25 protein-coding genes are annotated in these 26,005 nt (G+C 64.5%); 14 read left to right on the top strand and 11 right to left on the bottom strand.

All coding sequences use genetic code 11. The features are described from left to right. Positions 1–78 precede the first annotated feature (78 nt). From rlmD to ACY8GK_RS21065, 4 genes are all read right to left on the bottom strand, one after another. The gene (rlmD, locus tag ACY8GK_RS21080) at positions 79–1,437 is read right to left on the bottom strand and encodes a 23S rRNA (uracil(1939)-C(5))-methyltransferase RlmD (RefSeq protein WP_462401955.1); all 1,359 of its coding nucleotides are present in this window, start codon (positions 1,435–1,437) and stop codon (positions 79–81) included. Next, positions 1,437–2,339, bottom strand: coding sequence for a cysteine synthase CysM (cysM, locus tag ACY8GK_RS21075; protein ID WP_196179537.1), 903 nt, complete (start codon positions 2,337–2,339; stop codon positions 1,437–1,439). Before cysM ends, rlmD begins: the two co-directional genes overlap by 1 nt. 168 nt (positions 2,340–2,507) lie before the next feature. Beyond that, positions 2,508–3,899 (bottom strand): histidine kinase sensor domain-containing protein, encoded by a 1,392-nt coding sequence (locus ACY8GK_RS21070; RefSeq protein ID WP_462401954.1) that lies wholly within the window; start codon positions 3,897–3,899, stop codon positions 2,508–2,510. A 1-nt stretch (position 3,900) separates the two neighbouring features. Continuing rightward, on the bottom strand, positions 3,901–4,617 hold the full coding sequence (locus ACY8GK_RS21065) for a response regulator transcription factor (protein ID WP_196179533.1): 717 nt from the start codon (positions 4,615–4,617) through the stop codon (positions 3,901–3,903). Positions 4,618–4,832: 215 nt separating this feature from the next. Here ACY8GK_RS21065 and ACY8GK_RS21060 point away from each other — a divergent pair, with 215 nt between their 5' ends. The 5 genes from ACY8GK_RS21060 to ACY8GK_RS21040 all read left to right on the top strand — a co-directional run bounded on the left by ACY8GK_RS21060 (position 4,833) and on the right by ACY8GK_RS21040 (position 9,965). Further along, on the top strand, positions 4,833–7,592 hold the full coding sequence (locus ACY8GK_RS21060) for a response regulator (RefSeq protein WP_462401953.1): 2,760 nt from the start codon (positions 4,833–4,835) through the stop codon (positions 7,590–7,592). 89 nt (positions 7,593–7,681) lie between these two features. Further along, a complete protein-coding gene (locus ACY8GK_RS21055; protein ID WP_196179529.1) occupies positions 7,682–8,671 on the top strand; it encodes a 2-hydroxyacid dehydrogenase in 990 nt (329 codons plus the stop codon). A gap of 78 nt (positions 8,672–8,749) precedes the next feature. Then, positions 8,750–9,184, top strand: a complete 435-nt coding sequence (locus ACY8GK_RS21050) for a hypothetical protein (protein ID WP_196179526.1) — start codon at positions 8,750–8,752, stop codon at positions 9,182–9,184. Next, on the top strand, positions 9,184–9,588 hold the full coding sequence (locus ACY8GK_RS21045; protein WP_462401952.1) for an META domain-containing protein: 405 nt from the start codon (positions 9,184–9,186) through the stop codon (positions 9,586–9,588). Before ACY8GK_RS21050 ends, ACY8GK_RS21045 begins: the two co-directional genes overlap by 1 nt. Positions 9,589–9,740: 152 nt before the next feature. Then, on the top strand, positions 9,741–9,965 hold the full coding sequence (locus ACY8GK_RS21040) for a ubiquitin-like protein (RefSeq protein WP_462401951.1): 225 nt from the start codon (positions 9,741–9,743) through the stop codon (positions 9,963–9,965). A 39-nt stretch (positions 9,966–10,004) separates the two neighbouring features. Here ACY8GK_RS21040 and ACY8GK_RS21035 read toward each other — a convergent pair whose 3' ends face one another. Beyond that, a complete protein-coding gene (locus ACY8GK_RS21035) occupies positions 10,005–10,469 on the bottom strand; it encodes a TlpA disulfide reductase family protein (RefSeq protein ID WP_462401950.1) in 465 nt (154 codons plus the stop codon). Positions 10,470–10,553: 84 nt separating this feature from the next. Between ACY8GK_RS21035 and arsC the strand changes: the two genes are divergently transcribed. Both arsC and wrbA read left to right on the top strand, forming a co-directional pair. Next, complete coding sequence (gene arsC / locus ACY8GK_RS21030) at positions 10,554–10,907, top strand: arsenate reductase (glutaredoxin) (protein ID WP_196179520.1); 354 nt, start codon at positions 10,554–10,556, stop codon at positions 10,905–10,907. Then, positions 10,904–11,509, top strand: a complete 606-nt coding sequence (wrbA, locus tag ACY8GK_RS21025) for an NAD(P)H:quinone oxidoreductase (protein ID WP_196179518.1) — start codon at positions 10,904–10,906, stop codon at positions 11,507–11,509. Before arsC ends, wrbA begins: the two co-directional genes overlap by 4 nt. A 144-nt stretch (positions 11,510–11,653) precedes the next feature. Here wrbA and ACY8GK_RS21020 read toward each other — a convergent pair whose 3' ends face one another. Together ACY8GK_RS21020 and ttcA are read right to left on the bottom strand one after the other, a co-directional pair. Continuing rightward, on the bottom strand, positions 11,654–12,325 hold the full coding sequence (locus tag ACY8GK_RS21020) for a DNA-3-methyladenine glycosylase I (RefSeq protein ID WP_196179516.1): 672 nt from the start codon (positions 12,323–12,325) through the stop codon (positions 11,654–11,656). Between the two features lie 4 nt (positions 12,326–12,329). Beyond that, a complete protein-coding gene (gene ttcA / locus ACY8GK_RS21015; RefSeq protein WP_196179515.1) occupies positions 12,330–13,154 on the bottom strand; it encodes a tRNA 2-thiocytidine(32) synthetase TtcA in 825 nt (274 codons plus the stop codon). Positions 13,155–13,420: 266 nt separating this feature from the next. Here ttcA and ACY8GK_RS21010 point away from each other — a divergent pair, with 266 nt between their 5' ends. Continuing rightward, positions 13,421–14,020, top strand: a complete 600-nt coding sequence (locus tag ACY8GK_RS21010; RefSeq protein WP_462401949.1) for a Yip1 family protein — start codon at positions 13,421–13,423, stop codon at positions 14,018–14,020. A gap of 117 nt (positions 14,021–14,137) precedes the next feature. Continuing rightward, positions 14,138–14,632, top strand: a complete 495-nt coding sequence (locus ACY8GK_RS21005; protein WP_196179511.1) for a SprT family zinc-dependent metalloprotease — start codon at positions 14,138–14,140, stop codon at positions 14,630–14,632. A 111-nt stretch (positions 14,633–14,743) separates the two neighbouring features. Here the strand turns inward: ACY8GK_RS21005 and ACY8GK_RS21000 are convergent, their stop codons facing one another. The 4 genes from ACY8GK_RS21000 to ACY8GK_RS20985 all read right to left on the bottom strand — a co-directional run bounded on the left by ACY8GK_RS21000 (position 14,744) and on the right by ACY8GK_RS20985 (position 19,138). Next, positions 14,744–16,066, bottom strand: a complete 1,323-nt coding sequence (locus ACY8GK_RS21000) for a dicarboxylate/amino acid:cation symporter (RefSeq protein WP_462401948.1) — start codon at positions 16,064–16,066, stop codon at positions 14,744–14,746. A gap of 349 nt (positions 16,067–16,415) precedes the next feature. Beyond that, complete coding sequence (locus tag ACY8GK_RS20995) at positions 16,416–17,768, bottom strand: ATP-binding protein (protein WP_196179507.1); 1,353 nt, start codon at positions 17,766–17,768, stop codon at positions 16,416–16,418. Beyond that, on the bottom strand, positions 17,765–18,442 hold the full coding sequence (locus ACY8GK_RS20990; protein ID WP_196179505.1) for a response regulator: 678 nt from the start codon (positions 18,440–18,442) through the stop codon (positions 17,765–17,767). The genes ACY8GK_RS20995 and ACY8GK_RS20990 overlap by 4 nt, the downstream gene beginning before the upstream one ends. A gap of 96 nt (positions 18,443–18,538) precedes the next feature. Beyond that, a complete protein-coding gene (locus ACY8GK_RS20985) occupies positions 18,539–19,138 on the bottom strand; it encodes a hypothetical protein (protein ID WP_462401947.1) in 600 nt (199 codons plus the stop codon). A 133-nt stretch (positions 19,139–19,271) separates the two neighbouring features. Between ACY8GK_RS20985 and ACY8GK_RS20980 the strand changes: the two genes are divergently transcribed. From ACY8GK_RS20980 to ACY8GK_RS20960, 5 genes are all read left to right on the top strand, one after another. Beyond that, a complete protein-coding gene (locus tag ACY8GK_RS20980; protein WP_196179501.1) occupies positions 19,272–20,063 on the top strand; it encodes a dienelactone hydrolase family protein in 792 nt (263 codons plus the stop codon). A gap of 63 nt (positions 20,064–20,126) precedes the next feature. Continuing rightward, positions 20,127–20,828, top strand: coding sequence for a 4'-phosphopantetheinyl transferase family protein (locus ACY8GK_RS20975; RefSeq protein WP_196179499.1), 702 nt, complete (start codon positions 20,127–20,129; stop codon positions 20,826–20,828). Between the two features lie 693 nt (positions 20,829–21,521). Continuing rightward, on the top strand, positions 21,522–24,401 hold the full coding sequence (locus tag ACY8GK_RS20970; RefSeq protein WP_462401946.1) for a ribonucleoside-diphosphate reductase subunit alpha: 2,880 nt from the start codon (positions 21,522–21,524) through the stop codon (positions 24,399–24,401). Positions 24,402–24,757: 356 nt separating this feature from the next. Then, a complete protein-coding gene (locus ACY8GK_RS20965; protein ID WP_462401945.1) occupies positions 24,758–25,123 on the top strand; it encodes a PAAR domain-containing protein in 366 nt (121 codons plus the stop codon). Further along, the gene (locus tag ACY8GK_RS20960; protein ID WP_462401944.1) at positions 25,008–25,979 is read left to right on the top strand and encodes an S-type pyocin domain-containing protein; all 972 of its coding nucleotides are present in this window, start codon (positions 25,008–25,010) and stop codon (positions 25,977–25,979) included. The genes ACY8GK_RS20965 and ACY8GK_RS20960 overlap by 116 nt, the downstream gene beginning before the upstream one ends. Positions 25,980–26,005 lie beyond the last annotated feature (26 nt).

Here is a 26,005-nt window from a genome sequence, read left to right as displayed (position 1 = left end):
CAGCACGCCTCGCAGGGCATGCTGGCAATCACCGTGCGTCCTCCGTTCCCTGGAGGCCACACCAAGGGGCCAGCCTGGCTAGCCCGCTTCGAATAACGCCATGGCCTCGACATGCGCCGTCTGAGGAAACATGTCGAGAATCCCGGCCCTTTTTAACCGGTATCCCTGGTCCAGCAACACCTGGGTATCTCTTGCCAGCGTAGCTGGATTGCAAGAGACGTAGACCAGTCGCTCGGCCTTGAGCCGAGCAATGTGCCGTACCACCTCGAGGGCCCCGTCGCGTGGGGGGTCCAAGAGTACCGCAGAAAAGCCTCCGGCAGCCCATGGGGCGTCCGCCAGAGGCTGTGACAGATCAGCCTGGAAGAACCGGGCATTGTCCACCCGGTTGCGCCGGGCGTTGTCTGCCGCGCGCTCGACCATCGCCTGGACCCCTTCCACGGCCACCACCTCGCGGGCCTTGCGAGCCAGCGGCAAGGCGAAATTGCCAAGCCCGCAGAACAGGTCGAGCACGCGCTCGTCGGCGGCGGGCGCGAGCCAGTCCAGCGCCTGCGTGATCATCGCCGTGTTGACCGAAGCGTTGACCTGGACGAAATCGCCCGGCCGCCAGGCCAGCTCCAGGTCCCAGGGCTCGAGCCTGAAACCGAGCGCGTCGCCGGGTCGGTCGGCGGCCGGCTCGCCGTCACCCTGCAGCCAGAGCTGGACGCCGGCCTGTGCGCAGAAAGCGCGCAGGCGAGCCAGGTCGGTATCGGGCAGCGGCGCGACATGCCGCACCAGCAGCGCTTGGGCCGTCGCGCTGAACAGCTCGATGTGCCCCAGCGCCTGGGGCCGGTCCAGGCTGTGCAGCACGGTCGGCAGATGGCGCAGGACCGACTGCAAGGGTTGTACCAGTACCGGGCACTGCTCGATGGCGATGATCGCCTGGCTGGCCTCGGCGCGGAATCCGACGGCGAGCTGGCGGCTCTTCGGGTCCCAGCGTACCGCGACGCGGGCGCGCCGCCGGTAGCCGAACTCCGGCCCGGCCAGCGGCGCGGCCCAGTGTTGCGGAGCCACCCCCGCGACCCGCTGCAGCTGCTCGGCGAGCTGGCGCTGCTTGAGGGCCAGTTGTTCCTCGCGAGGCAGGTGCTGCAGGTTGCAGCCGCCACAGCGATCGAAATGCCGGCAAGGCGCCTGACGTCGCTGCGCGCTGGCCTGCACGACGCGCTCGACCCGCGCCTCGACCACCTTGCCCCGTGCCGCCAGCACGCGAGCCTCGACCGCCTCGCCAGCCAGCGCGCCGCTGACGAACCAGGTGCGGCCTTCGTGGAAGGCGATACCACGGCCATCAGCGGCCAGGCGCTGGATGTCCAGGCGCTGCTTCTTGCCGACCGGCAGTTGCCCGGCCCGCTCGCCACCGGCCGGCTGGAAGCGCAGGCCGCCGTTGCGTTTGTGTCTGGACATCAGTTGTGGTTATCGAACAGGCCGGTGGACAGGTAGCGGTCGCCGCGATCGCAGACGATCGCCACCATCACCGCGTTCTCGACTTCGCGCGCCAGGCGCAGCATGGCCGCCACCGCACCACCGGAGGACACGCCGCAGAAGATGCCCTCTTCGCGGGCAAGTCGGCGCGTGGTCAGCTCGGCTTCTTCCTGCGACATGTCGACTACCCGGTCTACCCGGCTGGCGTCGAAGATCTTCGGCAGGTACTGCTCGGGCCAGCGACGGATGCCCGGGATCGCCGCGCCTTCCATCGGCTGCAGGCCGACGACCTGGATCGCCGGGTTCTGCTCCTTGAGGTAGCGCGAGCAGCCCATGATGGTGCCGGTGGTGCCCATGGAGCTGATGAAATGGGTGACGCTGCCCTCGGTCTGGCGCCAGATCTCCGGCCCCGTCCCGGCATAGTGGGCCTCGGGATTGTCGCCGTTGCCGAACTGGTCGAGCACCAGGCCACGGCCCTCGGCCTGCAGCTTGTCAGCCAGGTCCCGGGCCCCTTCCATGCCCTCTTCCCTGCTGACCAGGATCAGTTCGGCGCCATAGGCGCTCATGGCGGCCTTGCGTTCGGCCGTGGAATTGTCGGGCATGATCAAGATCATCTTGTAGCCCTTGATCGCCGCGGCCATGGCCAGGGCGATACCGGTGTTGCCGGAAGTGGCCTCGATGAGCGTGTCGCCTGGCTTGATCTGCCCACGCAGCTCGGCGCGGGTGATCATCGACAGGGCCGGGCGGTCCTTGACCGAGCCGGCCGGATTGTTGCCTTCGAGCTTGAGCAGCAGGGTATTGCTGGTTTCGCCGGCGATGCGTTGCAAGCGAACCAGGGGCGTGTTGCCGACGCAATCGGCGATAGTTGGGAACTGCATGGTCATGGCGTATTTCGCAATCGGGACGGCAGGGGCGACTATCATACCGGCAAACCTTTCCCGGCCATATCACGCTTTGACGGGTTGTCATGGCGAATGCCTGCATGAGCCGCGCCGCAGCGCCTGGGCTGCCCCGGGTCGCCTGCGAGCGCCGTGGCCGCTTTCGCTCGACTCTTACCGTGCAGCCGCGCACGGGCCCTTGCCCGGCAAGGCCAGAGGCGTCGGCCAGTAGCCTGGCAGGCGCATGCACAGGCGCAGTCCGCAAGCTGCGTTTTCCGCCCACAGGCTGCCGCCCTGGCGACGGATCGCCGCCCGCGCGATGCTCAGTCCCAGGCCGAAGCCACCATGGCCCGGGCGCGAGCCTTCGAGCCGGGAGAACGGCGCGAAGATCCGCTCCAGATCGGCGGCGTCCACCCCGCCACCTTGATCTTCCAGCCAGACGAGCCAGTGGTTGCCCTGGCGGCGTCCATCGAGAACCACGGTACCGCTCGCGGGCGAATGACGGATGGCGTTGCGCAGCAGGTTCTCCAGCGCCTGAGCGAGCTGGTCGAGGTTGCCCAGCACCTGACAGCGGTTCGGCAACCGACAGTGCAGCCGCGCCCGGTCCCAGCCACTTTCGTAGCAGGCATTCTCGGCCAGCATGTCCCACAAGGGGTGCAATTCGATGGGCTCGAGCTCCAGTGGCGCGCGCTCGGCATCCTGCCAGGCCAGTTGCAAGGTGTCCTCGACCAGCCGCTGCATGGCGTCCACCTCGCGGCCAAGACGCAGGCGCAGGCCCTGCAGATCGTGCTCGCTGTCGCAGGCGATCCGCAAGCGGCTCAACGGGGTGCGCAGCTCATGGGAGAGATCGCGCAACAATTGCTGCTGCAGTGCGACGCTCCCCTGCAGGCGCTCGGCCATCTGGTCGAATGCCTTGGCCAACTCGCCCAGCTCGTCCTGCCGATCGATCAGGCGCTGGTCGAGACGCACCGACAACTGCTCGGCGCGCCAGGCACTGGCCTGCGCGCGCAAGCGGTTCAGCGGCACGATCAGCAGGCGGTACAGCCCGGCACAGAGCAGCAGGGTGAACAGGCCAGGCATCAGGCCGTTGGTCAGGATCTGCCAGAACAGCCGATACCGTCCAGGGTTGAAGCGTTGCGGCAGTTCGATGACCAGCATGCCCTGCCCTGGCGCATGGGGAAACGGCAGGCCCAGCCAGGGCTGCCCGACCGTGCGCCGGCTCATGGGCCAATCGACATGGCGCAGGCGCGTCAGGCGCTTGCGGGCCTCGGCATCCAGCGGCCGGCTGCCCAGCGACATCAACCTGTCGTCGACCACCCCCACCCAGCCCGCCTCGCGCCGGTGCATCTCGGCCAGCCAATGGTCCACGCCACTGCGCCCGCCAGCCTGCCAGGCTCGCTCGGCTTCGCCGGCGTAGCCGCGCAGTACCTGCCGAGCCTCTGCCGACAGATAGGCGCTACGCGTTTCCATGTGCCGGCCCCAGGTGTAGCTCAGGCCGATCATCGACAGGCAGAAGCCGGTGAGCAGGATCGACAGCTTCCAGAACAGCGAGTGACGGTCGGGCACCTCAACCCGCCTCGCCGGCGCCGAGCACATAACCCTTGCCCCAGACCGTGCGCAGCTGACGCTCGTGGTAACCGATGGCCTTGAGCTTGCGGCGGATCTGGCTGACATGCATGTCCAGGCTGCGGTCATGCCGGGCGTAGCCACGTTGCAGCACCTGCTGATAGAGAAAGGCCTTGCTCAGCACTTCGTCCTGGCTGCGATAGAGGGTCTCGAGCAGGCGGAATTCGCTAGGTGTCAGGCCAGCCCAGTGTCCGCCGAGGCAGACATCGTTGGCCTGGTCGTCGAAGCGCAACTGCCCCTGGATCGGCTCGCGGGCCTTTTGATGACGCCGCTCGAAGGCGACGCGGCGCAAGATGGCCTCGATGCGTACCCGCAGTTCGGCCATGCTGAACGGCTTGGGCAGATAGTCATCGGCTCCGCGCTGGAACCCGGTGATCCGGTCAGTCTCGGCGCCCAGGGCGGAGATCAGGATCACCGGCGTGGCGCTATGCCGGCGCAAGCGCGCCAGCGCATCGAGACCGTTCAGGCCAGGCAGCAGGATGTCCAGCAATACCAGGTCGAAGCTCTTGCGCCCTGCCGTCTCGAGCCCCTCCAGGCCGTTGCGGCACCAGGTGACCTGAAAGCCGCCGCGCTGCAACTCTTCGTGCAGGTAGGCGCCGAGCACGGGGTCGTCCTCGATGGCAAGAATACGGGATGAACCAAAGGTTTCGGGATTCATTGTCGACTGCTAGCCATTCTCAATCGCGCGATTATCGGGCAATCGCTGCGCCACAGGCAACCGATGCCTTCCGATGCTGGCCGGACGTGTTGGCGATACCGACGCATGGCACATCAGACCTTGCAAAAAGTGTGCATTAGCCGTGCTGGCGGGGTAACGTGCGCCCAAGGTTCGCCTGCCAAGGCGGCGAGGCAGGCGTGTGACAGGAGACCGTTGTGCTTGATCGACTGGGAATCAGAAGTCGGGTGTTGCTGCTGGCATTGGTGCCAGCCGGCCTGATGGCGCTGGTATTGGGCAGCTATTTCACCTGGCTGCAGCAGAACGAGTTGCGCACCCAGCTGCTGCAGCGCGGCAAGATGATCGCCGAACACCTGGCGCCGCTCGCCGCGCCGTCCCTGGCTCGGCATTCCGCGCGGCAGCTCGAGCGTATCGCTGCCGAAGCCCTGGAGCAGGCCGACGTGCGTTCGGTGAGCTTCCTGGCGGCTGACCGCAGCCGCCTGGCACATGCCGGCCCGAGCATGCTCAACCAGCCGCCGAGCAGCACCGGTGGCGGTACCTCGATGTTGCAACGCAGCGGCAACGATGCCACCCGCTACCTGCTGCCGGTGCTCGGTCGCCACCGCGACCTGGCGGCCGACACGGTGCCTGGCGAAAGCGAGCGTCTGCTGGGCTGGGTGGAAGTGGAACTGTCCCATGACGGCACCTTGCTGCGCGGCTATCGCAACCTGTTCACCAGCCTGCTGCTGATCCTGGCCTGCCTGTTCCTGACCACGCTGCTCGCCTTGCGCATGAGCCGCGCGATCAACGCACCGATCAGTCGTATCAAGCATGCCGTGACGCAGCTCAAGGACGGTCACCTGGAAGAGCGTCTGCCGGTGCTCGGCAGCCGCGAGCTGGACGAGCTGGCCGCCGGTATCAACCGCATGGCCCAGACCCTGCAGAGCGCCCACGAGGAGCTGCAACACAGCATCGACCAGGCGACCGAGGACGTTCGGCAGAACCTGGAGACCATCGAGATCCAGAACATCGAACTGGACATGGCGCGCAAGGAGGCACTGGAAGCCAGCCGCATCAAGTCGGAATTCCTGGCCAACATGAGCCACGAGATCCGCACCCCGCTCAATGGCATCCTCGGTTTTACCCACCTGCTGCAGAAAAGCGAGCTCAGCCCGCGCCAGCTCGACTACCTGGGCACCATCGAGAAGTCCGCCGGAAACCTGCTGGGGATCATCAACGAGATCCTCGACTTCTCCAAGATCGAGGCCGGCAAACTGGTGCTCGACAGCATTCCCTTCAACCTGCGCGACGTGATCCAGGACACCCTGACGATCCTTGCACCCGCGGCACATGCCAAGCAGCTGGAGATGGTCAGCCTGATCTATCGCGACACGCCGCTGTCGCTGGTCGGCGATCCCCTGCGCCTGAAGCAGATCCTGACCAACCTGGTCAGCAACGCGATCAAGTTCACCCGTGAAGGCCACATCGTGGTACGGGCCATGCTCGAGGACGAACAGCCAGACAGCGTCCAGCTGCGCATCAGTATCCAGGACAGCGGTATCGGACTGTCGCCCGACGACTTGCGCACCTTGTTCCAGGCGTTCAGCCAGGCGGACAATTCGCTTTCCCGCCAGCCCGGCGGGACTGGCTTGGGGCTGGTGATCTCGAAGCGACTGATCGAGCAGATGGGCGGTGAGATCGGGGTCGACAGTACCCCTGGCGAGGGTTCGCAGTTCTGGATCAGCCTGACCCTGCCCAAGGCTCAGGACGATGCCGAGGACCTGCCGCTGCAACCTCTGGTCGGCCGCCGCGTGGCGTTGATCGACCAGCATGAGCTGGCGCGCCAGGCACTCGAGCACCAGCTCGAGGGGTGCGGGCTGGCAGTCAGCCCGTTCTCCTCGCTGGAGCAGCTGGTACAGGCCGTGCAGGCTGCTGGCCAGGCGGGTCAGCCATTCGACTTCGCCGTACTGGGTGTCAGCCTGGACAAACTGTCGCCGCCGCAGCTGGGCGAGCATGCGCAGCGCCTGGAGAGCCTGGGCTGCCAGCCCGTGGTGCTCTGCCCCACCACCGAACAGACCCAGTACCATGCCTATCTGGCCGATGGCCTTGGCTCGTTGCTCGCCAAGCCGGTATGCACGCGCAAGCTCAGGCGATTGCTGCTGGAACTGGTCCAGCCACGACGTCCCGCTCGCGGGCTGGCCAAGCAGGAAAGCGAGCGGGTGCCAAGGATTCTTTGCGTGGACGACAACCCGGCCAATCTGTTGCTGGTGCAGACCCTGCTGGAGGATCTCGGTGCGCTGGTACTGGCCGTGGACACTGGTCAGGCGGCGCTCCAGGCGGTACAGGAAGGCACCTTCGACCTGGTGCTGATGGACGTGCAGATGCCCGGCATGGATGGCCGGGCCTGCACCCAGCAGATCCGCCGCTGGGAGGCTGCCCAAGGCAAGCACCCCTTGCCGATCGTGGCGCTGACGGCCCATGCCATGGCCAACGAGAAACGTGCCTTGCTGCAAGCAGGCATGGATGACTATCTGACCAAGCCGATCAGTGATCGACAACTGGCCCAGGTCGTCCTCAAATGGACCGGGCTCGATATAGGACTGCCGCGCCAGGGCATCGCCGACGAGCGCCTGCCGGCCAGCCACGAACTCAAGGTACTCGATGCGCAGCAAGGCCTGCGACTGGCTGCCGGCAAGCCGGACTTGGCGGCGGACATGCTGGCCATGCTGCTGGCTTCGCTGGAAAGCGATCGCGAGGCGATCCGCGTGGCCCGTGAAGCCGCCGACCGCAGCGCGATCATCGAGCATGTGCACCGTCTCAACGGCGCCTCGCGCTACTGCGGTGTGCCGCAGCTGCGAGCGGCCTGCCAGCGCAGCGAAACCCTGCTCAAGCAGGACCATCCGCACGCCATGCAGGCCCTGGACGAGCTGGACCAGGCCATCGTCCGCCTGGCTGTCCAGGCCAGGTCGAGCGCCTGATCTGCCTGGGCCGGCGCACCGGCGCAGGTCAATGCGCGTACTTGCCGGCCTGGCTACACTGGGTTTCCCCATGACAGGAAGACCACGCCATGCGCATTCTGTTGTACAGCAGCCAGCTCCATGACCAGGACAGTTTCAGCAAGGCTGCCGCTAGCGGCAGTTTCGACCTGCATTTCCAGCCCGCTCGGCTGACCACCGATACGGTGGTCCTGGCCCATGGGTTCGAGGTGGTCTGCGCATTCATCAACGACGAGCTGGATGCCAGCGTGCTCGAGCGGCTGGCCCAGGGCGGTACAAGACTGATCGCCCTGCGCTCGGCCGGCTACAACCATGTCGACCTGAGCGCTGCCCAACGCCTGGGCCTGGACGTGGTCCGGGTGCCGGCCTACTCGCCGCATGCGGTGGCCGAGCATGCCGTGGCCCTGGTGCTGGCCCTCAACCGCCGACTGCACCGAGCCTACAACCGCACCCGCGACGGCGACTTCACCCTGCACGGGCTGACCGGCTTCGACCTGTACGGCAAGTGCGTCGGCGTGGTCGGCACCGGGCAGATCGGCGCGACGTTCGCGCGCATCATGGCCGGCTTCGGCTGCCGGCTGCTGGCCTGCGACCCGTATCCCGATCCCGAGCTGCTGGCACTTGGCGTACGGTACGTGGAGCTGGAGCAACTGCTGCGCGAAGCCCGGGTGATCAGCCTGCATTGCCCGCTGACCGAGCAGACCCACCATCTGATCAATGCACGCAGCCTGGCCGAGCTGCAGCCTGGCGCGATGCTGATCAATACCGGCCGAGGCGCGCTGGTCGATACCCCGGCGTTGATCGATGCGCTGAAGACTGGCCGATTGGGTTACCTCGGGCTGGATGTCTATGAGGAAGAGGCTCGCCTGTTCTTCGAGGACCGCTCGGACCTGCCCTTGCAGGACGACGTGCTGGCCCGCCTGCTGACCTTCCCCAACGTGATCGTCACGGCCCACCAAGCTTTCCTGACGGGCGAGGCGCTGGACGCCATCGCGCGTACCACCCTGGACAACGTGCTCGCCTGGTCGGCCGGGCAGCCGCGCAACCTGGTCGCGGGCTAGCAGTCGATACACAGGGTGCCGGCGCTCGTGAATTAAACCGCGACTGGCCCTACAATACGCGGCAATTCTGGAGGACCTATGGTCGAGCACGATTTCCGCTACACCCTGTTCAATCCGCAGCACACCCTGATCGAATGCCGCGCCCTGGTGCCGGGTCGCTACCAGGTCACCGGCAACGGCGGCGCCATCCAGCGAGGCGATGTCCTGCTGGTCACCCTCAAGGGCAGCCGCGAGCTGTCCATGCGCCTGGTCGTGGAAAGCGTTCGGCACCTGATCAACCCAAGCGGCCAGTGGGTCGCCGTGGCCAGCGGGCCTGTATTCAACGAACTGGAGATTCGCCAGTGGCAAGTCAAGTGCGACCGCTGCCAGAGCGTGCTCGACTTCGAGTTCGCGGTGGATGCCAAGCTCGGCGCCAAGGCTCGCCAGTCGGCAGCGAGCGCGCGCATCGCCGAACTGGGCTGGGCCAGCCAGGGTGAGCGCCATCTGTGCCCGGACTGCCAGGAGCCAGCCTGATGAGACACGCCCTGGCCGGTACGCTCATCGCCTGTGCCCTGCTTGGCTGCGCCGAGCGCGGAGCGCAGCTGGAGCAGGAACGCAGCTACGTGCTGGAGTGGATCGGCGAACGCCCGCTGATCGACGACAGTCACCTGACCCTGACCTTGGGGTCGGACAACCGGGCCTACGGCAATGCCGGCTGCAACCACTGGTTCGCACCGTATGCGCTCGATGGCGAACGCATCACCTTCGGCGCTCCGGGAAAGACCCGCAAGCTCTGCGCGCCGGCGATCATGGAGCAGGAACAGCGCTTCATCGAAGCCTTGCCCAAGCTCCAGCGCTGGGATGTCTCGGCCGAAGGCCAGGTACGCTTCTGGCCGGCCGAGGGCAAGCCGCTGCGGTTCTGGGCAGATGAAAGCTAATTGGCATCAGGACACTGGCTGCGTTTGCATGCATGCAAAAAGTGAAGTACGTGGCGGCGTGGCGATCCTGTAAGGACAAACCGTCATTTTTGCCAGTTGGCACATTCGAATGGTCCTCTGATACTCGAAGCTCCACTACAGGAGGCCGAGTCATGAAGATCAACGTTAGAACGCTTATAGGCCAGGTGCTCGAACTAGATGTACAGGCCGACGACACCGTTGCAATGGTCAAGAAGAATCTTGTAGAAAAGACGGGCATACCCCAGGAGCAGCAATCTCTTCGCCTAGGCAGTCAGGAGTTGGATGACGACCAGACCCTGAAGCATTACGAAATAGAGGAAGACGCCTTACTCCACCTTGTATTGAAAATGGAATAAGACGCTGCGCAGTTTCCTCAGGATAATACGTGGCAAGCTTTAGCTGCCTCTAAGCGCCTTGATTTTCTGCTGCAAGCCTTCGAGCGTCTGCTCGCCGAGCAACTGCTCGCGCACCTTGCCCTTGTCGTCGATGATGTAGGTCACCGGCAGGGCCTCGCTGCGTGGCAGGTCGTAGCGCTCGGCCGGATCCTGGGCCAGGACGGTGAACTCGATGCCCAGGGTTTCGCTGGCCTGCCTGAGTTCGTCGCCCTGCAGGCCATCGAAATTGACCCCGACCACCTTGATCCCTTCGGACTGCCATTGCTTGGCGGCGGCGTTGAGCTGGGGTACCTCCGTGCGGCATGGGCCGCACCACTCCGCCCAGTAGTTGAGCACCAGCCAATGCCCGTCGATCTGCTCGGCCTGCACCGCCTTGCCGTGCTGATCCACCCCGTAGTCGGCACCGCAACCACCGAGCAGCAGGCTCATGCTGATGGCCAGTGCCGCCGCCAAACGTCTTGTCATGGGACATCCTCGTGAAGTTTTCAAGCGAGCGATCGAGTCGCTGCGGTTAGAATAGCTGCCACACCCTGCTGGATGCGACCTGTCATGACCGAACTGATCTTCTATCATAACCCGCGCTGCTCCAAATCCCGCGCAGCCCTGGAACTGCTCGAGCAACGCGGCCTGGCACCGACCGTGGTGCGCTACCTCGAGACCCCCCCGGACGCAGCCACCCTCCAGGGGCTGCTCGGCAAGCTGGGTATCGGCGCGCGTCAGTTGCTGCGTACGGGCGAAGAAGAATACCAGGCCCTGGGCCTGGCCGATCCAGCGCTGACCGAGGCACGACTGGTCGAAGCCATGGCCAGCCATCCGAAACTGATCGAGCGGCCCGTGCTGGTGGTCGGCGACAAGGCGGTGATCGGCCGGCCACCGGAAAAGGTCCTGGAGCTGCTGCCATGAGCGCGCCGTATATCCTGGTCCTGTACTACAGCCGGCACGGCTCGACCAGCGAAATGGCCCGGCACATTGCCCGCGGCGTCGAGCTCGGCGGCCTGGAAGCCCGCCTGCGCACCGTCCCGGCGATTTCCACCGAATGCGAAGCCGTGGCGCCGGACATCCCGGCCAGCGGCGCGCTGTACGCCACGCTCGACGACCTGCGCAACTGCGCCGGCCTGGCCTTGGGTAGCCCTACCCGTTTCGGCAACATGGCCGCACCGCTGAAGTACTTCCTCGACGGCACCAGCAGCCTCTGGCTGGGCGGCGAACTGGTCGGCAAGCCGGCCGCGGTCTTCACGTCCACCGCCAGCCTGCACGGCGGACAGGAAACCACCCTGCTGTCCATGCTCTTGCCTTTGATGCACCACGGCATGCTGGTGCTGGGGTTGCCGTACAGCGAAGCGGCCTTGCTCAACACCCGTGGCGGAGGCACGCCCTACGGTGCCAGCCATCACGCTGGGGCGGATGGCAAGCGCGACCTGGATGCCGAGGAAATCGCCCTGTGTCGTGCGCTTGGCCAGCGCCTGGCGAATACTGCCAAGCGGCTTGACGGCCTGAGCGGCTGATTCGCGAGTCTTGAAACCAGTGGTGTGATTCAATGGACCGGCCGCGATCGGCCCGCAAGGGCCGCAGGTTCAGCAGCGTGACCTGGCAGACCCATCGCTGGGTGTCGCAGGGTCGTTCCTACGAACTGCCGTGACTGCCAGGCATCAGTGATTCACCGTATGGGCCAGCATCACCGAAAGCTGGCACAACGGTCGGCCGCTTTGCTCGTGCCACTGGTTGAACGCCTCTTGCACCAACGCCAGGTCGCGCTGGCTGGTGGGCTGCTTGTCGACCACACCCTGGGCGACCAGCGCGGCGGCCACGTCCCCAGTGGGCACGAAGGTATCCTTGCCGGCCATGCGCAAGAAGCGGGGCGCCGACAGGCCGCCGAGCTGGTTGCCGTGTCGGGTCAGGTACTTCCACAGGCCGACGATATCGGTCACCGGCCAGTCGGCGATGAAGGCGGCGAAGCTACCGTGGTCCTTCTGCACGTCGAGGATCATCTGCGCATTGCGCGGTACGCTCTTGAGCTTGCCGAGATGACGAATGATGCGGGCGTCCTGCATCAAGCGCTCAAGGTGCTCGGCACTCATGAGCACGACCTTTTCCGGATCGAACCCGAAGAACACCTGTTCGAAGGCCGGCCACTTGGCATCCACCAGGCTGTGCTTGAGTCCGGCGCGAAACACCCGCAGAGCCAGGGTCGACAGGTAGCGGTCGTCGCCGATGGCGCGCAACTGCGCCGCGGACCTGGGTTGCGGCAGCCTGGCTTCCAGCGCTGCCGCCGAGCCGAAGCGGTTCAGGCAGTATTCATGCAGCCACTTGTAGTCACGCATCGGATCAGATGTTCACTACGTCGAGAAAACGGGGGGTGGCGCTCTCGTCGATGCGCAGGCTGGCGAAATCGAACAGGTTGCGATCGGCCAGCTGAGACGGCACCACGTTCTGCAGGGCGCGGAAGATGTTGTCGGTGCGCCCGGGATGCTTGCGCTCCCATTCCACCAGCATTTCCTTGACCACCTGGCGCTGCAGGTTTTCCTGCGAGCCGCACAGGTTGCACGGGATGATCGGGAACTGGCGCATGTCCGAATAGGCCTGGATGTCCTTTTCGCTGCAATAGGCCAGCGGACGGATCACCACGTTGCGACCATCGTCGGCACGCAGCTTGGGCGGCATGGCTTTCATGGTGCCGTTGAAGAACATGTTGAGGTAGAAGGTCTCGACGATGTCATCGCGGTGGTGCCCCAGCGCCATCTTCGTCGCGCCGATCTCGTCGGCGAAGGTGTACAGGGTACCGCGACGCAGGCGCGAGCACAGCGAACAGGTGGTCTTGCCTTCCGGGATCAGCTCCTTGACCACCGAGTAGGTGTCCTTCTCGACGATGTGGTACTCGATGCCAAGGGTTTCGAGATAGGCCGGCAGCACATGCTCAGGGAAGCCCGGCTGCTTCTGGTCCATGTTCACCGCGACGATCTCGAACTTGATCGGGGCCACCTTCTGCAGATGCAGCAGGACATCGAGCATGGTGTAGCTGTCCTTGCCGCCGGACAGGCAGACCATGACCTTGTCGCCATCCTCGATCATGTTGTAGTCGGTGATGGCTTCGCCGGCGAGACGCCGCAGGCGTTTCTGCAGTTTGTTCTGATTGACCGAAAGGGTGCCCATAGCGCTTGCGTCCGCGAGGTGTGACAAAAGCCGGCTATTTTACGCACAAACCACGCCCTCGCGTAGGGCCTTCCGATAAAGACCGCCGGGTAATCACGGCGCCGGCGGCGAGCACCATTTGCTCTAAAAAGCGGCGTACCGGTCGGCGGACGCTTCCTATACTGCCTCATGAGGCCCAGGCGCCCTTGCGCTCGACATCCCATTCGCACCTGCAGCCGCTACCGCCCCACCGGGGCCGTCTGGCAACCAAGACAGGAGTGGCCGGCATGATCCATCATGTTCTGGGCTTGTTCACTCATCCCGATCAGGAGTGGCGAGAGATCCGTGGCGAGGAGCAAAGCATTGGCCACATGTACCTGACTCATACCCTGATCCTGGCGGCGATCCCGGCTGTGTCGGCGTTCATCGGCACCACGCAGGTCGGCTGGGTGATCGACGATCGAGCCGCGGTGATGCTGACTCTGGAAAGCGCCTTCTGGATGAGCTTGATGTCCTACCTGGCCATGCTCGCTGGCGTCGCGGTGATGGGAGCATTCATTCACTGGATGGCCGGAACCTATGATGCGACGCCCTCGCTGGCGCGCTGCGTCGCGTTCGCCACCTATACCGCCACGCCGTTGTTCATCGGTGGCCTGGCCGCCCTGTACCCGCATCTCTGGCTGGGCATGCTGGTTGGCACCGCGGCGGTCTGCTACACCATCTACCTGCTTTATGTGGGGCTGCCCACCTTCATGAACCTGCCTGCCGACGAAGGTTTCCTGTTCTCCAGCTCCGTACTGGCCGTGGGCCTCGTGGTGCTGGTGGCGATCATGGCGAGCAGCGTGATCATCTGGGGACTGGGTGTGGGGCCTGTGTACGTCGGCTAGCGAACCAGTGCCTTCGCGCCAGCGGCGCAAGCGAGCGGTGTCCTGGCGCTTCGCTGACCGCTGGCGCGGTGAAGATGGCTGGCTTGCGGCATAATGATGGGCGAGGAGTTCCAAGCCATGCCCGATTTGCTCATGCAACGCGTCGAGACCTGTTACCAGCAGGCCGAGGCCTTCTTCAAGCGCCCTTTCCCCCGTCCCGAGGTCAGCTTCAAGCTACGCGGCCAGAAAGCCGGGGTGGCCCACCTGCAGCGCAACCTGCTGCGTTTCAACCTGCAACTGTACCGGGAAAACACCGAGGACTTCTTGCGCCAGACCGTCGCCCATGAAGTGGCACACCTGGTCGCACACCAGCTGTTCGGCGGTCGTATCCAGCCACACGGCGAGCAATGGCAGCTGATCATGCGTGGCGTCTACGAGCTGCCGCCCAAGCGCTGCCATGACTACGAGGTCAAGCGTCGTCTCGTCACCCGCTACATCTACCGCTGCCCTTGCCCACAGAGCGACTTTGCCTTCACCGGGCAGCGACACAAGCTGGTGCGCCAGGGTCGACGCTACATCTGCCGCACCTGCAAGCAGCTGCTCAAGTACAGTGGCGAGACGCGCGTGGAATGAAACGACGCAGGCGCCTGCACAGCCGAGGCGGTCGGCGCCCAGCAGATCCCTCGAACGACAAAGGCGACCGCAAGGTCGCCTTTGTCTGTACGCCAGGATCGTTTGGCAGGATCAGCGTGCCGGGCCTTCGGCGACGCCCAGGTCGTCGGTCGGGCGCGTGTCGGTCAGCGTCGAACCACCGGAGGCCAGTTCGGCCTGCAGGGTGTCGTTGTCCATTTCCTTGACCCACTTGGCGACCACCACGGTGGCCACGGCATTGCCGATCAGGTTGGTCAGGGCACGGGCTTCGGACATGAAGCGGTCGATACCGAGGATCAGCGCGAGGCCAGCGACCGGCAGGTGGCCGACCGCCGACAGGGTCGCGGCCAGGACGATGAAGCCCGAACCGGTGACGCCCGCGGCGCCTTTGGAAGCGACCAGCAGCACCAGCAGCAAGGTGATCTGGTGAGTGATGTCCATCGTGGTGTCGGTAGCCTGGGCGATGAACACCGCGGCCATGGTCAGGTAGATCGAAGTGCCGTCGAGGTTGAAGGAATAGCCGGTGGGGATCACCAGGCCGACCACGGACTTCTTGGCGCCCAGGCGCTCCATCTTGGCCAGCATGCGTGGCAGCGCCGATTCCGAGGACGAGGTACCGAGCACGATCAGCAGCTCCTCACGGATGTAGCGGATCAGCTTCAGCACGCTGAAACCGTGGGCACGGCAGATGCTGCCCAGCACCACCAGCACGAACAGCACGCAGGTGATGTAGAAGCACGCCATCAGGTAGCCCAGCTGCACCAGCGAGCCGACGCCGTACTGGCCGATGGTGAAGGCCATGGCACCGAACGCGCCCAGCGGCGCCAGCTTCATGATCATGTTGATGATGTTGAACATCACATGGGCGAAGCGATCGATCATGTCCAGCAATGGCTTGCCGTAGCTGCCCAGCCGGTGCAAGGCGAAGCCGAACAGCACGGAGAACATCAGCACCTGAAGAATGTCGCCGTTGGCGAAGGCGCCGACCACCGTATTGGGGATCACGTTGAGCAGGAAGCCGACAGTGGTCTGCTGCGCGCCGGCGGCGGCGTAGGCGGCCACGCTGCTGGCGTTGAGCGTGCTGACATCGACGTGCATGCCGGCGCCCGGCTTGACCACGTTGACCACGACCAGGCCGATGATCAGGGCGATGGTGGAAACGATCTCGAAGTACAACAGCGCGTAGCCGCCGGTCTTGCCGACCGATTTCATGCTCTGCATGCCGGCGATGCCGCTGACCACGGTGCAGAAGATGATCGGGGCGATGACCATCTTGATGAGTTTGACGAAGCCGTCACCCAGCGGTTTCAGGGCGACGCCGGTTTCGGGATAGTAATGGCCGAGCAGGATGCCGATGGTGATGGCGACCAACACCTGGACATACAGAGACTTGTAGAGCGGCTGACGTGTCGTCATGGCTGATTCTTCCTCGAGTGTGTTCCGCGGCCCTTCCCAGGACATGGATCACCTTGCGCTAACCCTCCTGCACCTGGAGGGATTTGTTGTCTGGAACTGCAGGTTGCAGAACTCTGACGCAAGCTTGAGCAAGGACAGTGCCAATTGCCCAAAACCGGTGCAAACACTGGATTTGGCTGGTCGAACTGCTCGTTGAAAGTGCACGCCATCAGGTCCACATGGCGGTTTTCCGCCTTCGGCATCGACGATCCGGCCCTTCGCGGCGGAAACCCGCCTCGCCGCTGTCGCGCGGCGAGCTCTTCGGTTCGACTGTTTTCAGCAAGGCTCGCTCATGCGCCCGCAACGAGCCTCAGGCCTGGTCCTGGCTGAAGAGGATGCGAAACGCCGCGCCACCAAGCGGCGAGTCGCCCAGCTCCAGGTGAGCGTCATAGCTTTCCAGGATGTCCTTGACCACCGCTAGGCCGATGCCTTGCCCTGGATGCTGTCGGTCAAGGCGCTCGCCACGGTGCAGGATACGCTCGCGTTGCTCGAAGGGTACACCGGGGCCGTCGTCTTCGATGCACAACTGCAAACGCCCCGCCGATACGAGCAGGCTGACCCTGACCTTGCCGAGACAGAGGCGATAAGCGTTTTCCAACAGGTTGCCAAGCAGCTCCAGCAACGCACCCTGTTCCATCGGTACCTGGGCCTGGGCCGCCACGTCCAGCTCGACCTCCACCTGCTTGTCCCGGTAGACCTTGGCCAAGGTCTCGCACACCCCTTGCAGGACCGGTCGAAGCGACACCTGGTGACGGACCAGGCCGCTCTTGCGCAAGCTGGCCCGCTGCAACTGGTAGTCGATCTGCTGACTCATGCGCTCGATCTGCGTCTGTAGCACCTGGGCCTGCTCCCGCTCGCCGGGCGTCTTGCCCAGGTTGTCACCAACCCCCTGCAACACCGCCAGCGGTGTCTTGAGGCTGTGGGCCAGGTCGTCCAGCGAATCACGGTAGCGCTGGCGTTGTTCCCGCTCGCTGTGCAGCAGCCGGTTCAGCGAGCCGGTCAGGCGCAGCAACTCCCGCGGATGGTCGCCACTGAGGCTTTGCCGCTGGCCGCTTTCGACCTCGTCGAGCTCCCGACTCAGGCGCCGCAACGAACGCAATCCCCAGGTCAGGCCCACCCAGAGCAGCACCAGCAGCACGGACAAGGCGGCGGCGAAGCCCAGGTAGAGCTTCTCGCGAAGCCCGTCGAGGGTTTGCCGGTATTCGCGCACCGGCTGGAGGGCGACGATGCTGTAGGCCGCGGCCTTGCCGCCGAGCAGCTTGACCTCGACGTCATAGACGAAGAAGTCTTCGCCATCTGCCTGGTCGATACGGGCGAACTCGGTGCCACGACCATCGTAGCGAGGCTGGTAGCTGATGTGCCTGCCCACGGTGGCGCGAGACTGCCACACCAGCCGCCCCTGACGATCATAGATATAGCCGAGCAGGCCGGCGTAAGGCAGATCGTAGCGTTCGTCGGGCAACAGCTCGGGCATCTGCAGGCGGCCATTTTCGATACGCGCCGCGGAAATCAGCGTGGTGACGTCGGAGGCCAGGCGCTGCTGGATCGAATCCTCGAGAGCGAGACTGAAGGTTTTCTGCAAGGCCGGCAGCAGGGCGAGCATGAACAGCAGCGCCAGCACCGTCGCGGCAGCCATCAGGCGCAGGCGTAGCGAGCCGATCATCGGCAGCGCTCGGTGAACAGGTAGCCCAGGCCTCGGATCGTATCGATCGGCCGAAAGCCATTCGTGCCGGCCAGCTTGCGGCGCAGCCGCCCGACCAGCACTTCGATCACGTTCGGATCGCGCTCCTCGTCGTCGGGGTACAACTGCTCGATGAGTCGCTCCTTGGCCACGACCTGCTGGTGATGGCGCATCAGGTATTCGAGGATGCGGTATTCGTAGGCGGTCAGCGCCAGCGGTCGCTCGTCCAGCGTGGCCTGCTTGCGATTGAGGTCCAGCACCAGCGGCCCCGCGGCGATGGTCGCCTGGGTAAAGCCGCTGCAGCGACGTAGCAAGGCGTTCAGGCGCGCCTCGAGCTCCTCGAACTGGAAAGGCTTGACCAGGTAGTCATCGGCTCCGGCTGCCAGCCCCTCGACCTTGTCCTGCCAGTTGCCGCGCGCGGTGAGGATGAGGATTGGAAAGCTCCGGCCATGGCCGCGGATTCGGCCGATCAGCTCGAGCCCGCTCATGCCGGGCAGGCCAAGATCGATGATCGCCAGGTCGTGGTTGTAGTGCATGCTCTGGTACAGCGCCTCCTCGGCGTCGGCGACCGCTTGGACCAGGTGGCCGCTTTCGCCCAGGCGCGTACGGAGGTGGTGGCGCAGCAGCGCCTCGTCCTCGACCACCAGCAACTTCATGAAGATCTCCCCGTCCCCAGGACACAGGCTGCCATGGGCGACAAACATACCAGCGAAGCAGGTGTTGGCAGACACCTGCTTCGCTGGCAGCCAGTATCAGAATTTGTAGTTGGCCGAGAGGTAGGTCTGGGCGCTGCTGTTCAGCCTCAGGGTACCGGCCTTCGCCTGGCCATGCCTGGCCAGCTCGGTGCTGGCATTGCTGCGCAGGTAGCGGTAGCCAAGCTCCACCGAGGCCTTGTCGGTGAGCGGCTGCAGGACGCCGAACTGAGCGCCGTACAGGTAGCCCCGGCCAGTATCGCGGCTGAACCCGGACGATTCCTGGGCCAGCTTGGTCAGGCCCAGGCTCGCGCCCCCGAACAGCTTGGTGGTATCGCCCAGCGGCAGGAACAGGTCGTAGCTGCCCAGCAGGTTTTCCTGGCGCAGCTTGATCCCGCTGTGCTGGCCGGAGGTATTGTCATAGGTGACATAGTAGCGGCCCTGGTCGTTGATCCGGCCGGCACGCAGGCCCCAGGTCGAGTCCTTGCCGATGATGCCGTCGGTATTCAGGTGGCCGGTGTTGCGCTGGAGCAGCCCGGACTTGCGTATCTTGTCGCTGGCCTGGCCGTAGCTCAGGCCGACGAAGGTATCGCTGGCCTGCGCGGCCAGGCTGGCGCTGCCGATTGCCAAGGTGGCGATGAGGGTGCCGAGTGTCTTCATGCTGCGCTACTCCTTGAGGATGTGTTTCGTCGATATGCCAGCTACAGTAAGCGGAGCGCGCTGAACCGCCGCTGAACCCTTGCTGAACCAGCGCTGAACGAAGTCCGAACTCGGCCCACCGGGAGTGACCCACATGCGTGTCCTGCTTGCCCTGGCGCTGCTCTGCAGCGCCTCCCTGGTTCAGGCGGCTGTCCAGACCCGCGAGATCCTCTACCGGGACGCCGCTGGGCAGCGCCTGGTCGGCTACCATGCCTACGACGACGCGTTCGACGGCAAGCGCCCGGGCATCCTCGTGGTACATGAATGGTGGGGGCTGAACGACTATGCCAAGCGCCGCGCCCGTGATCTGGCCGCGCTCGGCTACAGTGCCCTGGCCATCGACATGTACGGCGACGGCAAGCACACCGAACACCCCAAGGATGCGCAGGCCTTCATGGCCGCCGCGCTGAGGGATCCGCAAACGGCCGAGCGGCGCTTCGCTGCCGGCCTCGAGCTGCTGGGCATCCAGCCCCTCACCGACAAGACCAGGCTCGCGGCGATCGGCTACTGCTTCGGTGGCAAGGTGGTGCTGGACGCCGCCCGCCGTGGCGAGCCGCTGGCCGGCGTGGTGAGCTTCCATGGCGCGCTGGCAACGCAGACGCCGGCTACGCCAGGCAGCGTCAAGGCCAAGGTGCTGGTCGAGCATGGTGCCGCCGACAGCATGGTCGACGAGCGCCAGGTGCAGGCCTTCAAGCAGGAGATGAGCGATGCGGGGGCCAGCTTCGACTTCGTCAGCATTCCCGGAGCCCGGCATGGCTTCAGCAATCCCGATGCCGACCGGCTTGGCCATGGCGCCCATGGCGGGCCGGACATCGCCTACAGCAAGACCGCCGATGAAAGCTCCTGGGCCGACATGCGGGCGTTCCTCGACAAACTGTTCAGGTAACGGCCACCGAGGTGCCGCTAGGCAGGTTCCCCTGGCGTGTCGACGGCTGGCACAATGGTCCGCATGAACAGACTTCCCGCCTGCTGCGCCCCGCTCCAGTACCACTGGCCCCTGCCCTTGCCGCTCCCCGGTGCCGTGCTGGTGAGTTGTGCCTTCGACCCATCCCGCCTGGCAGGCGACGACTTCCAGAGGGCCGGCATCGAGCAGAGCCCTGGCCTGCAACGCTCGGTGGCCAAGCGCCAGGCCGAATACCTGGCCGGCCGGGTCTGCGCCAGGGCAGCGCTGGAGCGCCTGGATGGTCGCGAGTACGTCCCGGCGACCCACGATGACCGCTCGCCAATCTGGCCGAGCGGCATCCACGGCTCGATCACCCATGGCAAGGGCTGGGCCGCCGCCGTGGTGGCCGCCGCCGATGCCTGCGGTGGCCTGGGCCTGGACCAGGAAAGCCTGCTGGACGATGAACGCGCCGAGCGGCTGGCAGGCGAAATCCTCACGCCCGCCGAGCTGGGGCGCCTGGACCGCAGCCAGCCGGGCCTGGCGGTGACCTTGACCTTCTCGCTCAAGGAAAGTCTGTTCAAGACGCTCTATCCACTGACACGCAAGCGTTTCTGGTTCGAGCATGCCGAACTGCTCGAGTGGTCCAGCCAAGGCCAGGCCCGCCTGCGGCTGCTGACCGATCTTTCGCCAGACTGGCGCAGCGGACGGGAACTGGAGGGGCAGTTCCGGGTGGCCGATGGGCAGCTGCTGAGCCTGGTCAGCGTCTGAGTCCAATCAAGCCTTGGACCACTCGTCGAACAGTAGCCGCTGCTGCCGGGTTCGCTGGCCCAGGTAAAAAGTGACCGCTCACGGCCGTACGCTGGAGCTTTCACCGTGCCGGGACAGGTCCTTCGTCAGCTGGAAAAAAATCGCTGACGAATGGCAATTCGGTCCTAGGACGCACCCTGCAAGGGGTGGCCCGGCATGCTCACAAACTACGCACAAGTTATCCACAGAAGGCTGCCTTGCATTAGGCACTCGACCGCACTATCTTGTACCGCCATCAGGGCGGACCAACTACATGTTGGGTTTCGAGAGACTTTCCAAGCACAAGTGATGCAGGAAACTCAAGCCTGAAATAGCGCTTTTTCTGCATGAACTTTACGCGAATTCGCCAGACAAACCGCTCCTGCAAGGCAAGTGTCACCAGCCCGGGTTGGGCTGGTCGCGACAGGGGAACCGCGCTGCCGGCGCGATGACCTGCGACAACGGGTCCCGTGCTTTGAGCCCGGGATTTTGACTTCGGCCAGGGAGCGGCAAGCAATTGCCCTTTTTATCCTGATCTGTCCCGAAGTCGGTGAGCACGCCCGAACGAACGCACCTGTGTCGTGCGTTGGCGGTCGGGCCGTCGAGCAGTGGACAGGACAGCGGGCGCCTTGGTGGCGCTTGAACAAACATTGAGAATGTGGAGACACACCCCCCATGCAAACCGACACAACTCGCGAGAACCCGCAGGCCAAGGCGCCGCAGGCCGCCGACTCGAGCCAGGACCTGGCTGCGACCGCTCCCGGCCAACTGCGCGTGATCAAGCGCAACGGCACGGTCGTCGCCTACACCGACGACAAGATCACCGTGGCCATCACCAAGGCGTTCCTCGCAGTTGAAGGCGGCACCGCTGCCGCCTCGTCGCGCATCCACGACACCGTCGCGCGTCTGACCGAGCAGGTCACCGCCACCTTCAAGCGTCGCATGCCATCGGGCGGCACCATCCACATCGAGGAAATCCAGGACCAGGTCGAACTGGCCCTGATGCGTGCCGGCGAGCAGAAGGTCGCGCGCGACTACGTGATCTACCGCGAGCAGCGCGCCAAGGAGCGTGCCAGCCGTGCCGGCAGCGGCGCCGTGGTCGAGCCGCACCCGAGCATCCGCATCACCCTGGCCGACGGCAGCCTGGCGCCGCTGGACATGGCGCGCCTGAACACCATCATCAGCGAAGCCTGCGAAGGCCTGGCCGAAGTCGATGGTCAGCTGATCCAGCGCGATACCCTGAAGAACCTTTATGACGGCGTGTCCATCAAGAACGTCAACACCGCGCTGGTGATGACTGCCCGTACCCTGGTCGAGCGCGAGCCGAACTACTCGTTCGTCACCGCCCGTCTGCTGATGGATACCCTGCGCGCCGAAGGCCTGGGCTTCCTCGGCGTGGCCGAGAGCGCCACCCACCACGAGATGGCCGAGCTGTACGCCAAGGCCCTGCCAGCCTACGTCGCCAAGGGCGTGGAATTCGAGCTGCTCGATCCAGCCCTGCAGGGTTACGACCTGGAGCGCCTGGGCCAGGCGATCGATCACGAGCGCGACCAGCAGTTCACCTACCTGGGCCTGCAGACCCTGTACGACCGCTACTTCATTCACAAGGACGGCGTGCGCTTCGAACTGCCGCAGGTGTTCTTCATGCGCGTGGCCATGGGCCTGGCGCTGGAAGAGAAGGACAAGGAAGCCCGCGCGATCGAGTTCTACAACCTGCTGTCGTCGTTCGACTACATGGCCTCGACCCCGACCCTGTTCAATGCCGGCACCCTGCGCCCGCAGCTGTCGAGCTGCTACCTGACCACCGTGCCGGACGACCTGTCGGGCATCTACCACGCGATCCACGACAACGCCATGCTGTCGAAATTCGCCGGTGGCCTGGGCAACGACTGGACTCCGGTCCGCGCGCTGGGCTCCTACATCAAGGGCACCAACGGCAAGTCTCAGGGCGTGGTGCCGTTCCTCAAGGTGGTCAACGACACCGCGGTGGCGGTCAACCAGGGCGGCAAGCGCAAGGGCGCGGTCTGCGCGTACCTGGAAACCTGGCACCTGGATATCGAAGAGTTCATCGAGCTGCGCAAGAACACCGGTGACGATCGTCGTCGTACCCACGACATGAACACCGCCAACTGGATCCCCGACCTGTTCATGAAGCGTGTCTTCGACGACGGCAAGTGGACCCTGTTCTCGCCGTCGGAAGTGCCGGACCTGCACGACCTGACCGGCAAGGCCTTCGAAGAGCGCTACGAGTACTACGAAGCCCTGACCGAGTACAACAAGATCAAGGTGTTCAAGACCATCCAGGCCAAGGACCTGTGGCGCAAGATGCTCTCGATGCTGTTCGAGACCGGCCACCCGTGGCTGACCTTCAAGGACCCGTGCAACCTGCGCTCGCCGCAGCAGCACGTGGGCGTCGTGCACAGCTCCAACCTGTGCACCGAGATCACCCTGAACACCAACAAGGACGAGATCGCCGTCTGCAACCTGGGCTCGATCAACCTGCCGAACCACATCGTCGACGGCAAGCTGGACACCGCCAAGCTGCAGCGCACCGTCAACACTGCCGTGCGCATGCTCGACAACGTGATCGACATCAACTACTACTCGGTCCCGCAGGCGCGCAACTCTAACTTCAAGCACCGTCCGGTCGGTCTGGGCATCATGGGCTTCCAGGACGCGCTGTACCTGCAGCACATCCCGTACGGTTCGGATGCCGCCGTGGAGTTCGCCGACAAGTCGATGGAAGCGGTCAGTTACTACGCCATCCAGGCCTCCTGCGACCTGGCCGACGAGCGCGGTGCCTACGAGACGTTCCAGGGCTCGCTGTGGTCCAAGGGCATCCTGCCACTGGATTCGCAACAGATCCTGATCGAAGCCCGTGGCGCCAAGTACATCGACGTCAACCTGGACGAGACCCTCGACTGGGCGCCGGTACGCGAGCGCGTCAAGAAAGGCATCCGCAACTCGAACATCATGGCCATCGCGCCGACCGCGACCATCGCCAACATCACCGGCGTGTCGCAGTCGATCGAGCCGACGTACCAGAACCTGTACGTCAAGTCGAACCTGTCGGGCGAGTTCACCGTGATCAACCCGTACCTGGTCCGTGACCTCAAGGCTCGCGGCTTGTGGGACTCGGTGATGATCAACGACCTGAAGTACTACGATGGCTCCGTGCAGCAGATCGAGCGCATTCCGCAAGAGCTCAAGGCCTTGTACGCCACCGCGTTCGAGGTCGAGACCAAGTGGATCGTCGACGCCGCCTCCCGTCGCCAGAAGTGGATCGACCAGGCCCAGTCGCTGAACCTGTACATCGCCGGCGCCTCGGGCAAGAAGCTCGACGTGACCTACCGCATGGCCTGGTACCGTGGCCTGAAGACCACCTACTACCTCCGTGCCCTGGCCGCGACCAGCACCGAAAAGTCGACCATCAACACCGGCAAGCTCAACGCCGTGTCCAGCGGTGGCGACAGCGCCCCGGTCCAGGCCGCCGGCCCGGCCCCGGTGCCGAAGGCCTGCGCGATCGACGAGCCGGATTGCGAGGCTTGCCAGTAACACTGCCTAGCGAAGCGGGAGAAAGGCCTGTTTGGCTTTTTCCTGCAGCGCTGGAAGACAGATATGCTTTCATCAGGCAATAAAAAACCCAACGCAGTTATAGCTGCGCTGGGTTTGGAATCTCCCGCGAACAATAGCATCGTTCAAAGGGAGGCTAGATCTGGCAGATCTATCGAGCGCGAATCTTCGTGCCTGTCAGGACTGGTGTCATGCACCCTACTCCATTACCTGTTCATTGCTTTCTTGCTGATATCTGCCGCGCTTGAACAAACGAGACAGGTCTACCTAAGCTATATGGCTTAAATCTGTAGGAAACTTCTGTTTTTGGGCTGCATCCATGCTGCCCGGCACACCACTTGGTACGCTCGCGGTTTCGTTTGCACAAGGACCTTGCACATGGCGGACCTCGCCAAGGTGGGGATCCCGTCTCCTGTCCCGTTTGTGGCATCACACGTATTGCCAATGGCTCCCACAACACCTTCCTGGATCATCAGCCGGTAGCATTGGTTGGCGTCAGCCGTACTGCCTGCTCGTGCTCATCGGTCATCATCTCCGGGCTGGCCTGGTTTCACATCAACGATCATCTCGCCGCCGTCCAATGGCAGCATGACAGCCAACGGCGGCGTCGTCCTTGCCGCTTCCTCTGCCTCGACAGGCGCACCCGGCAATGTATCCGGGGCATTCGCTGCAGCCAGGCGCAATCCCGACCATGTCTTCTATGAAGGGGTGAATTTCGGCTTTCAACCTAGCCCCGGTCAGCCTCATGCCAAAGGGGGCATGGCCTTCATTGCAGAGCCGCAGACGCCTTGCGTGTTCGCCAAGTCCTGCTCGGTGCCAAGAGGAACGACCCAGACCGGCACGGCAGTGGAGCCTGCGCGAAACTTTGGCCAGATTGCACTGCTAGCTCCGAGCCTGGAGCAGAACGGCACGGCAGGTGGGTCGAATGACGACAAGCGTGTCACGGGTATCCTGCAACCGGTGGCGGGGAGTTCGATGGCTGCCAGCCTGTCCATGTGGTCATGGGCAATTCGGGCTGCAGGGCCAGCAGGGATAGGGGCGGCAGCTACCGGGGCTGGAAGCATGGCTGTTGGCAGCGCCACCTTGCCGGTCCTGGCTACTTTGGTTGGCGTCATGCTGCCTGACAGTGTTGCCGACGGACGTCTGTACCAAGATCAGCAGATCGACCCGGCACGGCTGGCCGAGGCAGCCACACGCGTGCGATTCCAGTTCCGTCGCGACGAGGCAGGCACTGTTCAGCTCTACGGCATCCATACCAGCGCCAACGCCGGTGATGACCGAGTGCCGACCATCCAGGCCGAATGGGATACTGACAAGCGTACGATGGAGGCCCATCTGGATGGACTGACCCTCACTTGGACGCCCAACAACGGACCAATCATCACAGCACCGACTTCCTACCCGGATGCCCCCGAAAAGCTTCCTACTGTTCTGGTTCACCCTATTGCGCAAGATCGGGACTCGCAGATAACCCATTATCCGGGAAGTGATGTCAAGGACATCACCTGGCAGGACATCATTGTCTCGTTTCCGATCGACTCGGGCATGCCACCTCTTTAGCCAGCATTGCCATTCTGCCATTGTTC

Source organism: Pseudomonas sp. Marseille-QA0332 (assembly GCF_054950175.1).
Note: the sequence above shows the minus strand (reverse complement) of the source record. Positions and strands in the feature narration are given on the sequence as shown.